This is a genomic window from Pontivivens ytuae (assembly GCF_015679265.1).
Classification (GTDB): Bacteria; Pseudomonadota; Alphaproteobacteria; order Rhodobacterales; family Rhodobacteraceae; genus Pontivivens; species Pontivivens ytuae.
This window is the reverse complement of sequence record NZ_CP064942.1, coordinates 3587406-3600732: the sequence shown is the minus strand read 5'-3', so window position 1 is coordinate 3600732 and position 13327 is coordinate 3587406. Positions and strand designations below refer to the sequence as shown.

Below are 13327 nucleotides of genomic sequence, written 5' to 3'. Positions count from 1 at the left end.
CCCGTCTGGTTCGGCGCGATGCTAGCGTGGTGCCGCGGCGGCGCAACAGGCTTTCGTGGCGTCAGGGCTTGGTGAGTGCGTCGAGCCGAGCCTTCTCCTCCGGCGTCAGGGCGTCGGCCGTGGCAACAGCCGCCGTGCCACCGCGGCGACGGGCCACCAGAACGCCGATCACGCCGAGGAACAGCACGGGACCCGCCAGCCACAGCGCGATGTTCGTCGCACTCAGCGGCGGGCGCATCAGGACGTATTCGCCATAGCGCTCGACGAAGAAGGCCTTCACCTCCGCATCCGTCGCCCCCTGCGTCAGCAGCTCGCGCACGATCACCCGCGCGTCGGAGGCCCAGTCGGCGTTGGAGCTCGCGATCGACTCCGACCGGCAGCGCACACAGCGCAGTTCGTCATCGAGCGCCTGCGCCCGCGCCTCCAGCACCGGGTCGTCGAGCATTTCGTGGGGCTGCACCGCGAAGGCCGGGGCCGCCAGAAGGGTCAGGATCAGGACGAGATGTTTCATTCCGCAGGTACCGCCACGCTGCTTCGGGACTTTGCGACGCCGACGCGGAAGCGCCGGTCGCTGAGGCTCAGGAACCCGCCGAGGGACATGATGATGCAGCCTGCCCAGATCCAGTTTGCGAACGGCTTGACCCAGGTCCACATCGCCCAGCTTCCATCCGGCTGCTGATCGCCGATGGAGACGTAGAGGTCACGCAGCGCTCCGCTGGAGATCCCGGCCTCGGTCGTCGGAAAGTTCTGCACCGGGTAGAGGCGCTTTTCGGGGTTCAGCGTCGCCACATACTCCCCGCCGCGCGTCACCTCGACGAACGCCATGTCGGAGAAGTAGTTCGGCCCGCGCACCTGCTCGACCCGGTCGAGGGTGAACGTGTAACCGCCGAGCTCCACGCTCTCACCGGGATTGATGGTGCGGATGTCCTCCAGCTCCCATGCGGTCAGTGCGGACGCGCCGAAGATCAGGATGGCGAGGCCGGAATGGGCGACCGCCTTGCCCCACTCCGCCCGCGGCAGGCCCGAGAGGCGCGCCCAGGCGATGGACGGTTTCGCACGCCAGCCGCCCGCCTTCTGCGCGAGGTCGGCGATGGCGCCGAGGATGATCCACGCCGCCAGCGTCGCCCCGATCGGCGCCAGCATCCGCCCGCCGGTCTGCAGGCTCCACACCAGCGCGCCGAGCGCCACCGACAGCGCCAGCATCCCCCAGAGCGGCTGCATCGACCGGCCGAGCCGCGCCCGCTTCCACGGCATGATCGCGCCCAGCGGCAGCAGCATCGCGAGAGCCACCATGAACGGCGTGAACGTGATGTTGAAGAAGGGCGGCCCGACGGAGACCTTCTCCCCCGTCAGCGCCTCCGCGATCAGCGGCCACATGGTGCCGAGGAACACCACTACGGTGGAGACGGCGAGCAGCACATTGTTGAGCACCAGTGCACTCTCCCGGCTGACCGTCGCGAAGGCGTTGGGCGAGCGCATCCGGTCCGCTCGCAGCGCGTAGAGCGTCAGCGAGCCACCAATAGCGATGGCGAGGATCAGCAGGATGAACACCCCCCGCGTCGGGTCGGACGCGAAGGCGTGGACAGAGGTGATCACCCCCGAGCGCACGATGAACGTCCCGATCAGCGAGAACGAGAAGGCGAGGATCGCAAGCAGGATCGTCCAGCTCTTCAGCGTGTCCCGCTTCTCCACCACGATCGCCGAGTGCAGGAGTGCCGCCGCCAGCAGCCAAGGCATGAAGGAGGCATTCTCCACCGGATCCCAGAACCACCAGCCGCCCCAGCCGAGCTCGTAATAGGCCCACCAGGAACCAAGCGCGATGCCGATTGTCAGCATCACCCAAGCGAGCAGCGCCCAGGGCCGCACCCAGCGGGCCCAGGCCGCATCCACCCGCCCCTCGATCAGGGCCGCCACGGCAAAGCTGAAGGTGATCGAAAGCCCGACATAGCCGAGGTAGAGGAACGGCGGATGGAAGGCGAGGCCGGGATCCTGCAGCAGCGGGTTGAGATCGTTCCCGTCTAGCGGAATGATCTCCAGCCGGTCGAACGGGTTTGACGTGAGCAGCATGAAGAGCATGAAGGCGACGGCCACCGCCGCCTGTACCGCCAGCGTCCGCGCCTTCAGCGCCGCGGGCAGCGCCTGCCCGAACCACGACACCATCGCGCCGAAGAGGGCGAGGATCAGCACCCACAGCAGGAGCGAGCCCTCGTGGTTCCCCCACGTCCCCGTCACCTTGTAGAGCATCGGTTTCGCCGAATGGCTGTTCGCCGTCACGATCCGAAGCGAGAAATCGGAGGTGATGAAGGCCCACATGAGCGCCGCGAAGGACAGCGAGACCAGCACGAACTGAACCGCCGCGGCCATGTCGCCGACCGCCATCCAGTTCGACCAGCGGCGATGCGCACCAACCATCGGAACCACCATCTGGACGAGCGCCACGCACAGCGCGAGGATCAGGGCAAAGTGGCCAAGTTCGGCGGTCATGGGCAGGCTCCTCCGGGTTGTGCGCATCATATAGGAAGGAAAGCCGGCCTCAACGCGCATCCCCGTGATCTGCGACGGTGAAACGCATGTTTTTTCAGCCTTCGGAAGGCGGTCAGACGGTGGCGGCCGCGATCGTCTCGGTCCCCGCACGCTTCAGCAGGTCCGCAAGCTCCTCCACCCACGCCCCCTGGCCGCTGGTTTCGCGCGTGACGAGGCCGATGGTCCGGCATGGCTCCGGCGCCGCAAACCGGGTGAGCGCGAGGCCCTGCATCCGCTGCTCCGCACAGGCGGCGAGCTCGGGCACCAGCGTGACGCCGAAGCCCCCGGCCACCAGCCCGCACAGGGTCGAGAGCGAGGATGCACCGAGATCGACCTGAGTGCGGGAGCGGTCGAGCCCGCAGACCTCCAGCGCCTGGTCGGCGAGGCAGTGCCCCTCCTCCAGTAACAGCAGGCTGTCGGGGTCCATCTCCTCGGGCCGCGGCGTGGCACCTTCGAGCGCGGCCACCCGCGGCGCGCTGCCCGCCAGCAGGAAGCGGTCGGTGAAGAGCGGGTGTTCCGAGAGCCCCCGCACCTTGCTCGGCAGGGCAATCACGGCAGCGTCGAGCGTGCCCCCTTGCAGCTCCGCAATCAGCTCCGCCGTTTGCGCCTCGCGCACCCGCAGGTCGAGCGCGCTGTTGCGGGCGCGGATCAGCGGCAAGGCGGCGGGCAGCAGGTAGGGTGCTACAGTTGGGATCACGCCGAGGGTGAGCTGCCCGGTCAGGCCCCGCTCCTGTCGCCCAACCTCCGCGATGGCCTGCACTTCCTCCATCACGCGCCGGGCGCGCGCGACGACCTCGCGGCCCGCGGGTGTCAGCACGGCCTCGCGCGCCTTGCGCTCGACCAGTCTTGTGCCGATCGCCGCCTCCAGATCCCGGATCTGCACGCTCAGCGCGGGCTGCGAGACGTGAACGCTCTCGGCCGCCCGTCCGAAATGGCGCGCCTCGCCGAGGGCGATAAGATACTGGAGCTGCCGCAGCGTGATTTTCATAAATTTGCCTTATAGAAGCAGATGCGCGGGGCCGCAGCCGAGCCTGCGACATCTGATACCCCGCGCGCGACATGTTGCGCCAAGACGATCTTAACCCACGCGTAACGGTCCCGCCGCTAACCTGCCGCCATCAGGCGAGGAGCAGGTGATGAGCGGCGAGCAAACGAACGACCAGGCGACGCTGCAGCAGTTCGCCAGCGCAGCCTCGCGCCTGCCCGGCTTCTACTTCCAGTGCAACCCGACGACCTACACCTTCAACTGGATCCGGGGCGACGTACGGCGCCTGACGGGGCGCGAGGCGATGGCCTTCACCAGCGGCGCAGTCGCCTTCATCGACCATGTGCACGACGACGACCGCGACGGCGTGGTCGAGGAGGTGCAGGCCCGCATCGACGCGCGGGAGAACTGGTCGGTGCTCTACCGGCTGAAGCGCACCGACGGTCAGCTCGTCTGGGCCCGCGGCTATGGCGGCGCCGTCTACGGTCAGGACGGGACGCCCACAATGCTCGAAGGCATCATCATCGACGTCACAAACCAGCAGACCGAACGCGACGCCTGGATCGCCACGGCCCAGGAGATGAAGACGCGCAACGCCGCGATCATCAACGCGGCCGAGGATGTGCTCGATACGATGCAGTCGCTCAACATGCTCTCGATCAACGCCTCGATCGAGGCTGCGCGGGCGGGGAACTCCGGTCGCGGCTTCGCGATCGTGGCTCAAGAGATGAACCGCCTTGCGGGTGCCGCCGAGAGTGCGGCGGCCTCGATCCGGAAGCTTACGGATCAGACGCCGGACGGACGCAATTCGCGCCGGACCCGGAAGCTGCGGTTGACCCAGACGGCGCGCAGCGACGGTGCCGACGCCGCCTGAGGTGGCACAAGGCCGGACCGCGAGCGATCCGGCCCCACGCAAGGATCAGAAGTGGATGGCCCGGCCGTAGGCGTCGAGCACGCTCTCATGCATCATCTCGCTGAGCGTCGGGTGCGGGAAGACCGTGTGCATCAGGTCCTCTTCCGTCGTCTCGAGCTGGCGCCCGACGACGTAGCCCTGGATCAGCTCCGTCACCTCGGCGCCGACCATGTGTGCGCCGAGAAGCTCGCCGGTCTTCGCATCGAACACGGTCTTCACCATGCCCTCGGGCTCCCCCAGCGCGATCGCCTTGCCGTTGCCGATGAAGGGGAAGTGGCCGACCTTGATGTCGAAGCCCTGCTCCTTCGCCTGCGCTTCGGTCCAACCGACGCTCGCGACCTGCGGGTGGCAGTAGGTGCAGCCCGCGATGCTCTCGGCCTTCACCGGGTGCACGTCGTTCACACCGGCGATCTTCTCGGCGACCATGACGCCCTCGTGGCTCGCCTTGTGCGCCAGCCACGGCGCGCCTGCGATGTCACCGATGGCCCAGATGCCCTGCGCGCCGGTGCGGCAGTACTCGTCGGTCACCACATGGGATTTCTCGACCTTTACGCCCGCTTCTTCGAGGCCCAGCCCCTCCACATTGCCGACGATGCCGACGGCGGAGATCACGGTGTCGAACTCGTGCTTCTCGACCTTGCCCTTCACCTCGATATGCGCGGTCACCGTGCCCTTGCCGCGGTCGAGCTGCTTGACCATGGCCTTTTCCATGATTGTCATGCCCTGCTTGACGAACTGCTTCTTGGCGAAGGCGGAGATCTCCGCATCCTCCACAGGCAGAATGCGGTCCATGACCTCGACCACCACGGTCTCGGCGCCCAGCGTGTTGTAGAAGCTGGCGAACTCGATCCCGATCGCGCCGGAGCCGATGACGAGCAGCTTCTTCGGCATGCGCGGCGGCATCAGCGCGTGCTTGTAGGTCCAGACGAGATCGCCATCGGCCTCCAGCCCCGGCAGTTCGCGGGCCCGCGCGCCGGTGGCGAGGATGATGTCCTTGGCGGCCAGCTCCTCCTCGCCCTTGTCGGTCTTGACGACGACCTTGCCCTTCCCGGCGAGCCGCGCCTCGCCCATGATCGCGGTCACCTTGTTCTTCTTCAGCAAGTGGCCGACACCCTGGTTGAGCTGCTTGGCCACGGCGCGGGAGCGTTTGACGACGGCGTCGAGGTCATAGCCGATCCCCTCCGCCTTGAGCCCAAATTCCTTGGCCCGGTGCATCAGGTGGAAGACCTCGGAGGAACGCAGCATCGCCTTCGTCGGGATGCAGCCCCAGTTGAGGCAGATCCCGCCCATATGCTCCCGCTCGATGACCGCGACCTTGAGGCCGAGTTGTGCGGCGCGGATCCCCGCGACATAGCCCCCCGGCCCCGCTCCGATCACGATCACGTCGTATTGGCTCGCCATGCCTGTTCCTCCCGAGCAAATTCGTTCGACTTCAAACTAGCCTGCGCGTGACGCCACGACAATTGCGGAGCGTGCAGGGCGCCATGCGCCCTCAGGCCGCTTGTTGCAGGTCCCTGACGGTGGCGCCGTAGCCGCCTTCGTCAAGAAACGAGACCTCCGAGGGCGTGCTGGCGCGGCCAAGGGCCGCGTTCCGGTGCGGGAAGCGGCCGAAGCGGCGGATCACGTCGCGATGCGCGCGGGCGTGCAGGATGTTGCTCCCGGCCTCGGGCATCTTCAGCAGGAACTGGCGCAGGCCCCGCTCCTGAAAGCTCAGGCTCTCCGCATGCATCATCGGCAGGTAGAAGAACTGGCGCTGCGGCTCCGGCGTCACCAGATCGTCGCCGCGCCGGATCCCCTTCTGCGCGATGGTTAGCGCGAACCGGTCCGTCGAGAAGGCATGGGGCGAGTCCCGGAACATGTTGCGCGGGAACTGGTCCGTGACGATCAGCAGCGCCAGCGTCCCGTCGCTCGACCGGATCCACGGACACAGCGCCCGGTCCCGCGCCGCGTCCCAGGTCGTCTTGAACCGCTGGCGGATCTCCTCGTCGAGCGCATCGCTCTGTTCGTACCACCCCTTCTCGCCGACCTCGTCGATCCAGAAGCGGAGCACCTCGTCGATCGTCGCAACCATCACTCTGCCCTACCCTTATTGTTTTGCCTGTTAATTCAGCACACGCCCGCGCTCGAGTCGTGTCAAGCGGCGGGCTTGACCGGGCGGCATGCGCCATCCCACTGTCCAATATAGGAAAGGCGGGCCGATGCTCGAGATCTCGGATTTCATCGAGGCGTATGAAGCCTTCGTGCCCTGGGCGCGCAACTGGCTGAACACCATGAGCAGCCCGTGGCGCCTCGGCCAGATCGCCTTCGTCGGGGTGGCGTTCTTTGCCGCGTGGATCATCCGGCGGCAGCTCACCCCGCGATTCAACATCTGGATGCGGGGGCTGACGCTCACCAACCGGCGCGCGCGCTTCCTGATCCTGATCCGAGACCGGATCCGCTGGCTGGTCTTCGTGCTGATCCTGTGGATCGCGGCCCTAGTGCTGGCGGAGGTGACGTGGCCCTCGCGCAGCTACCTCATCCGCTTCGTGGCGGAGCTCTCCACCGCGCTGGTGGCCCTCTCGATCATCTCGCGCCTGATCCGCAACCAGCTCGTGCGGCGCACGGTCCGCTGGGCGGCTTGGATCACCGTGACGCTCTGGATGACCGGCTTCTTCGACGAGACGGTGGCACTGCTCGACGGGGCCGCGATCCGGCTGGGGGAGACGCGGCTCTCCGCCCTCCTGATCCTGCAGACGATGCTGAGTGTGGGGATCACGATCTTCCTCGCGAGCTGGCTGTCGGGCGAGGCGCGGGTCCGGCTCATGCGCAACGAGGAGCTGTCGCCCTCAATGCGGGTGCTCAGCGAGAAACTGATCACGGTGCTGCTCTACGGTCTCGCGCTGGTGATCGGACTGCAGTTCATCGGGTTCGACCTGACCACGCTGACGGTGCTGTCAGGCGCGATCGGGCTGGGGCTCGGCTTCGGTTTGCAGAAGGTGGTGTCGAACCTCGTCTCGGGCGTGATCCTGCTGCTCGACAAGTCGATCAAGCCGGGCGACGTGATCAGCTTGGGCGACACCTTCGGCTGGATCTCGGGGCTGGGCGCCCGCTACGTCTCGGTCGTGACGCGGGACGGGCGGGAGTACCTTATTCCGAACGAGGATCTGATCACCAACCAGGTGGTGAACTGGTCCCATTCCTCGAAGCTCGTCCGCCTCGACATCTTTTTCGGCGTTTCCTATGACAGCGATCCGCACGCGGTGCGCAAGATCGCGGTGGAGGCCGCCAATTCCGTGAGCCGCGTGCAGGCGGAGCCGAAGGCCGTCTGTCACATCGTGGGCTTCGGCGACAGCTCGATCGACTTCATCCTGCGCTTCTGGATCGACGACCCGTCGGGCGGGCTGACCAACATTCGCGGCAACGTCTATCTGGCGCTCTGGGACGCACTGAAGGCCAACGAGGTCGAGATCCCGTTCCCGCGCCGCGACATCACGGTGGTGGAGCGCTCAGATGGCTGAGATCGCGATTGTCGGCGGTGGCATCATGGGCGCCTCGGCCGCCTTCTGGCTGACCCGCGACGGCCACGCGGTCACGGTGCTGGAGCGCGACCCGACGCTCGCCCGCTCCGCCACCGCGCTTTCGGCGAGCGGGGTGCGGCAGCAATTCTCGGACCCCGCCAATGTCGCGCTCTCGCAGGTCACGGTGGAGATGCTGCGCGACATGACGCGCTGGTTCGGGGAGGACGTGGCGCAGCCGGCGTTCCGGGAGCAGGGCTACCTCTACTGCGTGCCGCCGGAGCATGCGGCCGAGATGCGGCGGCGGGTGGAGATGCAGCGCGGTCTCGGTGCGGGGACGGTCTGGCTGGACCCCGATGCGCTCGCGGCCCGGTTTCCGGAGTTGAACACCGAGGGCCTCGCCGGGGGCAGCCTCGGCACCGAAGGCGAAGGCTGGTTCGACGGGATGGCACTGCACGCGGCCTTCCGCAGCGCGGCGCGGGCGCGGGGCGCTGTCTGGCGGCGGGCAGAGGTGGCGGCCATCGACGCGGAGCGGGGCAGGCTCTCCCTCTCGGACGGAGCACACCTCACAGCGGATCTGATCGTGAACGCCGCCGGTCCGGGCGCGGGCGCTCTCGCCGCCAAGGCGGGCTTCGACGTCCCGGTGGAGCCGCGGAAGCGCCATGTCTTCGTCTTCGACTGCGATCATGGCCCCCACGACCTGCCGCTGACCATCGACACGACCGGCGCCTATGTCCGGCCCGAGGGGCGCGGCTTCATCTGCGGGATCTCGCCCGCAGAGGACGGCCCCTGCGACCCCGACGATTTCGAGACCGACTGGTCGCTTTTCGAAGAGGTCCTGTGGCCCGCCCTCGCCCACCGCATCCCCGCTTTCGAGCGGCTTCGCCTGCGCACGGCCTGGACCGGGCATTACGACTACAATCCGGTCGACTGCAACGCGCTGATCGGGCCGCATCCGGACTGCGACCAGTTCTGGCTGCTGACCGGCTTCACCGGGCATGGGCTGCAGCAGGCGGCCGGTGCGGGACGCGGACTGGCGGAGCGGATCACCCATGGGCGCTGGCGAACACTTGATCTGACGCCGTTCGATCCACTTCGTATGCTCCACGACAACACCGGTGCCGAGCGCGCCGTGATCTGAAGGAGCCGCCATGTACCGTTACCTGATCCCTGCCCTCGTCATCGCCCTGCCCGCCTCTGCGGAGGTCGAGATGATGTCGCCGCAGGAGGTGCGCGCCGCCTCCCTCGCCGGGGACGTGGTGCTGATCGACGTGCGCCGCCCCGATGAGTGGGCAGCGACCGGGATCGCCGACGTCGCCGTGCCGCTCGACATGACTGCCGACGGGTTCTCGGAGCGCCTCGCCGCCCTGCGCGCGGAGAATGCCGACAAGCGCGTGGCGATCATCTGCCGCTCCGGCCGCCGCTCCGCCCGGCTTGCGGGTGAGCTGGAGAATGCCGGCTGGGACAACCTGATCGACGTGGAGGGCGGCACGCTCGCCTGGATCGAGGACGGCCTGCCGATCACGACGGCGGAGTGAGCCTTACTCCTCCGGCCGCCGCTCCGCCAGGTGGCGTATGACACCGTGCAGCGTGCGCGTGTCGGTCTCGGTCAGCGGCAGGCGGCGCAGCAGGTTCTCTAGATTGGCGCGCATGGAGGCGGCCTTCGCCTCCGGCCAGAAGAAGCGGCGATCCTCAAGGGCGGCGAACAGCCGGTCGCGCAGGCGATCGACCTCCGCCCCTTCGGCCCAGCGGGCGCCGGCGAGCTCGGCCACTTCTGGCGGCACGTCAGAGGTCTGGCGGCCCCACTCGTAGGCCACCAGCAGCACACATTGGGCGAGGTTGAGCGACGGGAAATCCGGGTTCACCGGCACGGTGATGATCGCGTCGGCGCGGATCACATCCTCGTTCTCCAGCCCTGCCCGCTCCGGCCCGAACATAACGCCGACCTTCTGCCCGTCGGCGGCGAGCGCGCGGGCATGCTCCATCGCGCGCTCCGGCGTCATCACGGTCTTGGTGAGGTCCCGCGGCCTGGCGGTGGTAGCGAAGACGTAATTGAGGTCGGCGCAGGTCTCCTCCAGCGTCTCGCGCACCATCGCGGCGTCGAGCACGCGGCCCGCACCGCTCGCGAGCGCCACGGCCCGCTCGTTCGGCCAGCCGTCGCGGGGCGCCACGACCCGCATCCGGTCGAGGCCGAAATTCAGCATGGCGCGGGCGGCCGCGCCGATGTTCTCGCCCATCTGCGGGCGCACGAGGATGAAGGCAGGTGTCATGCGCCGCGCCATACGCGGAGCGCGCGCCGGTGGCAAGCGGCGGGTCCGCCTCCGGCGGGCGTGTTTGGACAAAGAAGAAGGGGGAAGGTGGGGCTCGGAGACGTGAGTCGGCGAGTGGATTTGAAGACTGAAGGAGCCACGGCCACACGAGTGCACCTAGTCCGGCGACCTGCAGCCCCAAGTCTCGTCACGAACCGCGACAGGCAGCCCGTAGCTCTACGACGAAAGAGCAGATCGCGCCCCGGCATACGGCGGCATACCGCCCTTCCCAAGCGGGATCGCATCGTCTAAGAGAGCGCCAGCGTAACCGCCAAGTCGGAGGCAATCCCCGTGACCAAGATCAAGGTAGAGAACCCCGTCGTCGAGCTCGACGGCGACGAGATGACCCGGATCATCTGGCAGTTCATCAAGGACAAGCTGATCCTGCCCTATCTCGATGTGGACCTGCTCTACTACGACCTGGGCATCGAATCCCGCGACGAGACCAATGACCAGATCACCATCGACGCCGCCGAGAAGATCAAGGAGATCGGCGTCGGCGTGAAATGCGCCACCATCACGCCCGATGAGGCGCGCGTCGAGGAGTTCGGCCTCAAGAAGATGTGGCGCTCGCCCAACGGCACCATCCGCAACATCCTGGGCGGCGTCGTCTTCCGCGAGCCGATCATCTGCAAGAACGTGCCGCGCCTCGTGCCCGGCTGGACCAAGCCCATCGTGATCGGCCGCCATGCCTTCGGCGATCAGTACCGCGCGACCGACATCAAGTTCCCCGGCCCGGGCAAGCTGAGCATGAAGTTCGTGGGCGAGGACGGCACCGTGGAGGAGCACGAGGTCTTCGACGCGCCCTCCTCCGGCGTCTTCATGTCGATGTACAACCTCGACAAGTCGATCGAGGACTTCGCCCGCGCGTCCTTCAACTACGGCCTGAAGCGCGGCTACCCGGTGTACCTGTCCACCAAGAACACCATCATGAAGCAGTATGACGGCCAGTTCATGCTGATCTTCCAACGGATCTTCGACGCGGAGTTCAAGGCGCAGTTCGACGAGGCGGGCCTGACCTACGAGCACCGCCTGATCGACGACATGGTGGCCTCCGCCATGAAGTGGTCCGGCGGCTATGTCTGGGCCTGCAAGAACTACGACGGCGACGTGCAGTCCGACACCGTGGCGCAGGGCTTCGGCTCGCTGGGTCTGATGACCTCGCAGCTCATGACGCCGGACGGCAAGATCGTGGAGGCCGAGGCCGCCCACGGCACCGTCACGCGCCACTACCGCCAGCATCAGGCGGGCAAGGAGACGTCGACGAACTCCATCGCCTCGATCTTCGCCTGGACGGGCGGGCTGAAGCACCGCGCGAAGCTCGACGACAACGCGGCCCTCGCCAACTTCGCGGAGACGCTGGAGAAGACGGTGGTCAGCACGGTCGAGAGCGGCTCGATGACCAAGGACCTCGCCCTGCTCGTAGGCCCGGATCAGCAGTGGCTGACTACGATGGGCTTCCTCGAAAAGGTGGACGAGAACCTGAACAAGGCGCTCGCGGGCTGAGATCGCCGTGACATTCGAGATCGGAGGGCGCGGCCGCGAGGCTGCGCCCTTTTTGCTGGTTCAGACGGCAAGCCTGTCGGCTTTGAAACCTGCGCCGGACGGTGTGGCGTTCTTGATTACGCCCCCGTCACGCGCCAGTTGCACAGCAACGGTAAACTCCCGCCGTGATTGCACGAACGGAGGTTTCCCATGCGTCTGACCCTTGCCCTGACCGCCCTTGCCGCGCCGCTGATGGCGCAGGAGGCCCAGCAGTTCGATGCGACGCTGGCCGGTCACGCGATCCTCCCGGCGGAGACCTTCGTGCTGCCGCCCGAGCCGCTGTGGCGCACCTTCGGCATCTCGGGCCGCTTCACGAGCGGCGAGCGCGTCGACATGCCGTTCACGGTGCCCGGCGTCTCGTCGAGCGGTCCGCGCGATGCGCGGCGCTCCACCGGCCTCTCGCTCCCCTTCGTCGGCCAGCCGGTGCAAGGGTTTTCCGGCGTGAAGGCGATCGGGGACGGGCGCTACTGGTCGCTGTCGGACAACGGCTTCGGCTCCAAGCTCAACTCCCCCGACGCGCTCCTGATGGCCCACATCATCGCGCCCGATTGGCAGAGCGGCGAGGTGCTGGTGGAGCGGACCGTCTTCCTGTCCGATCCGGGCCGCCTGCTCCCCTTCAAGCTCGTCAACGAGTTCACGGCCGAGCGCTATCTGACCGGCGCCGATTTCGACCTCGAATCCATCCAGCCCGTCGGTGACCTGCTCTGGTTCGGGGAGGAGTTCGGCCCCTACCTCTTCGCCACCGACCTCGAAGGCCGCGTCGTGTTCTTCACCGACGTGATCGCGGATGGCGAGGTGATCGAGTCGCCCGACCGGCCCGATCAGCGCCTGCCCTCCGCCCCGGACCGGGAGCTCGATTTCACCGCCCGCAGGTCCCGCGGGTTGGAGGGGATGGCCCAGTCGCCGGACGGCAGCACGCTCTACCCGATGCTCGAAGGCCCGATCTGGGACGCGGAGGCCGGCGCGTTCGAGACGGTGGAGGACGGGCGCGCAGCGCTTCGGCTCCTCGAATTCGACATCGACAACCGCGAATACACCGGACGCCACTGGTTCTATCCTCTTGAGGCGGACAACCACGCCATCGGCGATTTCAACATGATCGACGGCACCCGCGGCCTCGTCATCGAGCGCGATGGTGGCGAGGGCAGCGCCGCACTTGCCTGCCCTGAAGACGCCGCGACGACCGAGTGCTTCGCCCGTCCGGCGGAGTTCAAGCGGGTCTACCTCATCAGCCTCGATGTCGAGCCCGGCCAGCCGGTGGAAAAGCGCGCCTATATCGATCTGCTCGACATCGCCGACCCGGACGGCGTGGCGCGGCAAGGCGGCGCCGACGGCCGCTTCGACTTCCCCTTCGTGACGATCGAGAACGTGGACCGCGTCAGCGAGACCGAGATCATCGTGGGCAACGACAACAACCTGCCTTTCTCTGCCGGGCGCTTCCTCGACCGGGCCGACGACAACGAGTGGATCCTGCTGGAGGTCGGCGACTTCCTGCAACAGTAAGGGGCTGATCGGCAACAGCAGCGCTTGCGGGCGGCGGCGGCGCGGGGCAAGCTCC

Annotated in this window: 12 protein-coding genes; 6 read left to right on the top strand and 6 right to left on the bottom strand. The window is 67.5% G+C overall.

What is annotated here, in order from left to right; all coding sequences use genetic code 11:
* Window positions 1-61: 61 nt before the first annotated feature.
* From I0K15_RS17905 to I0K15_RS17895, 3 genes are all read right to left on the bottom strand, one after another.
* Window positions 62-511 carry a cytochrome c-type biogenesis protein gene (locus tag I0K15_RS17905; protein WP_196102841.1) on the bottom strand — a complete coding sequence of 150 codons (450 nt, stop codon included), beginning with the start codon at window positions 509-511 and terminating at the stop codon, window positions 62-64.
* Window positions 508-2484: a heme lyase CcmF/NrfE family subunit gene (locus I0K15_RS17900; RefSeq protein WP_196102840.1), complete on the bottom strand. Its 1977-nt coding sequence runs from the start codon at window positions 2482-2484 to the stop codon at window positions 508-510. The genes I0K15_RS17905 and I0K15_RS17900 overlap by 4 nt, the downstream gene beginning before the upstream one ends.
* 112 nt (window positions 2485-2596) lie before the next feature.
* Window positions 2597-3511: a LysR substrate-binding domain-containing protein gene (locus I0K15_RS17895; protein ID WP_196102839.1), complete on the bottom strand. Its 915-nt coding sequence runs from the start codon at window positions 3509-3511 to the stop codon at window positions 2597-2599.
* Between the two features lie 148 nt (window positions 3512-3659).
* Between I0K15_RS17895 and I0K15_RS21195 the strand changes: the two genes are divergently transcribed.
* Complete coding sequence (locus tag I0K15_RS21195) at window positions 3660-4382, top strand: PAS domain-containing protein (RefSeq protein WP_196102838.1); 723 nt, start codon at window positions 3660-3662, stop codon at window positions 4380-4382.
* 45 nt (window positions 4383-4427) lie between these two features.
* Here I0K15_RS21195 and lpdA read toward each other — a convergent pair whose 3' ends face one another.
* Both lpdA and I0K15_RS17880 read right to left on the bottom strand, forming a co-directional pair.
* Window positions 4428-5822 (bottom strand): dihydrolipoyl dehydrogenase, encoded by a 1395-nt coding sequence (lpdA, locus tag I0K15_RS17885; protein WP_196102837.1) that lies wholly within the window; start codon window positions 5820-5822, stop codon window positions 4428-4430.
* A 91-nt stretch (window positions 5823-5913) separates the two neighbouring features.
* On the bottom strand, window positions 5914-6492 hold the full coding sequence (locus tag I0K15_RS17880) for a DUF924 family protein (RefSeq protein WP_196102836.1): 579 nt from the start codon (window positions 6490-6492) through the stop codon (window positions 5914-5916).
* A 127-nt stretch (window positions 6493-6619) separates the two neighbouring features.
* Between I0K15_RS17880 and I0K15_RS17875 the strand changes: the two genes are divergently transcribed.
* The 3 genes from I0K15_RS17875 to I0K15_RS17865 are packed head-to-tail and all read left to right on the top strand — an operon-like array spanning window position 6620 to window position 9453.
* On the top strand, window positions 6620-7918 hold the full coding sequence (locus tag I0K15_RS17875; protein ID WP_196102835.1) for a mechanosensitive ion channel family protein: 1299 nt from the start codon (window positions 6620-6622) through the stop codon (window positions 7916-7918).
* Complete coding sequence (locus tag I0K15_RS17870) at window positions 7911-9056, top strand: NAD(P)/FAD-dependent oxidoreductase (RefSeq protein ID WP_196102834.1); 1146 nt, start codon at window positions 7911-7913, stop codon at window positions 9054-9056. Before I0K15_RS17875 ends, I0K15_RS17870 begins: the two co-directional genes overlap by 8 nt.
* 10 nt (window positions 9057-9066) lie before the next feature.
* A complete protein-coding gene (locus I0K15_RS17865) occupies window positions 9067-9453 on the top strand; it encodes a rhodanese-like domain-containing protein (RefSeq protein WP_196102833.1) in 387 nt (128 codons plus the stop codon).
* A 3-nt stretch (window positions 9454-9456) separates the two neighbouring features.
* Here I0K15_RS17865 and I0K15_RS17860 read toward each other — a convergent pair whose 3' ends face one another.
* Window positions 9457-10185 (bottom strand): RNA methyltransferase, encoded by a 729-nt coding sequence (locus I0K15_RS17860; RefSeq protein WP_196102832.1) that lies wholly within the window; start codon window positions 10183-10185, stop codon window positions 9457-9459.
* A 330-nt stretch (window positions 10186-10515) separates the two neighbouring features.
* Between I0K15_RS17860 and I0K15_RS17855 the strand changes: the two genes are divergently transcribed.
* Entirely contained in the window at window positions 10516-11730 is a 1215-nt protein-coding gene (locus tag I0K15_RS17855; RefSeq protein WP_196102831.1) for an NADP-dependent isocitrate dehydrogenase, read from the top strand.
* A 189-nt stretch (window positions 11731-11919) separates the two neighbouring features.
* Window positions 11920-13272 (top strand): esterase-like activity of phytase family protein, encoded by a 1353-nt coding sequence (locus I0K15_RS17850; RefSeq protein ID WP_196102830.1) that lies wholly within the window; start codon window positions 11920-11922, stop codon window positions 13270-13272.
* The last annotated feature ends 55 nt before the right edge of the window (window positions 13273-13327 follow it).

Bases quoted from the DNA above. Each gene is read 5' to 3' on its own strand.
- I0K15_RS17905 (WP_196102841.1), bottom strand. From the start codon at position 511: ATGAAACATCTCGTCCTGATCCTGACCCTTCTGGCGGCCCCGGCCTTC.
- I0K15_RS17865 (WP_196102833.1), top strand. From the start codon at position 9,067: ATGTACCGTTACCTGATCCCTGCCCTCGTCATCGCCCTGCCCGCCTCT.
- I0K15_RS17875 (WP_196102835.1), top strand. From the start codon at position 6,620: ATGCTCGAGATCTCGGATTTCATCGAGGCGTATGAAGCCTTCGTGCCC.
- I0K15_RS17850 (WP_196102830.1), top strand. From the start codon at position 11,920: ATGCGTCTGACCCTTGCCCTGACCGCCCTTGCCGCGCCGCTGATGGCG.
- I0K15_RS17860 (WP_196102832.1), bottom strand. From the start codon at position 10,185: ATGACACCTGCCTTCATCCTCGTGCGCCCGCAGATGGGCGAGAACATC.
- I0K15_RS17895 (WP_196102839.1), bottom strand. From the start codon at position 3,511: ATGAAAATCACGCTGCGGCAGCTCCAGTATCTTATCGCCCTCGGCGAG.
- I0K15_RS17900 (WP_196102840.1), bottom strand. From the start codon at position 2,484: ATGACCGCCGAACTTGGCCACTTTGCCCTGATCCTCGCGCTGTGCGTG.
- lpdA (WP_196102837.1), bottom strand. From the start codon at position 5,822: ATGGCGAGCCAATACGACGTGATCGTGATCGGAGCGGGGCCGGGGGGC.
- I0K15_RS17880 (WP_196102836.1), bottom strand. From the start codon at position 6,492: ATGGTTGCGACGATCGACGAGGTGCTCCGCTTCTGGATCGACGAGGTC.
- I0K15_RS17870 (WP_196102834.1), top strand. From the start codon at position 7,911: ATGGCTGAGATCGCGATTGTCGGCGGTGGCATCATGGGCGCCTCGGCC.
- I0K15_RS21195 (WP_196102838.1), top strand. From the start codon at position 3,660: ATGAGCGGCGAGCAAACGAACGACCAGGCGACGCTGCAGCAGTTCGCC.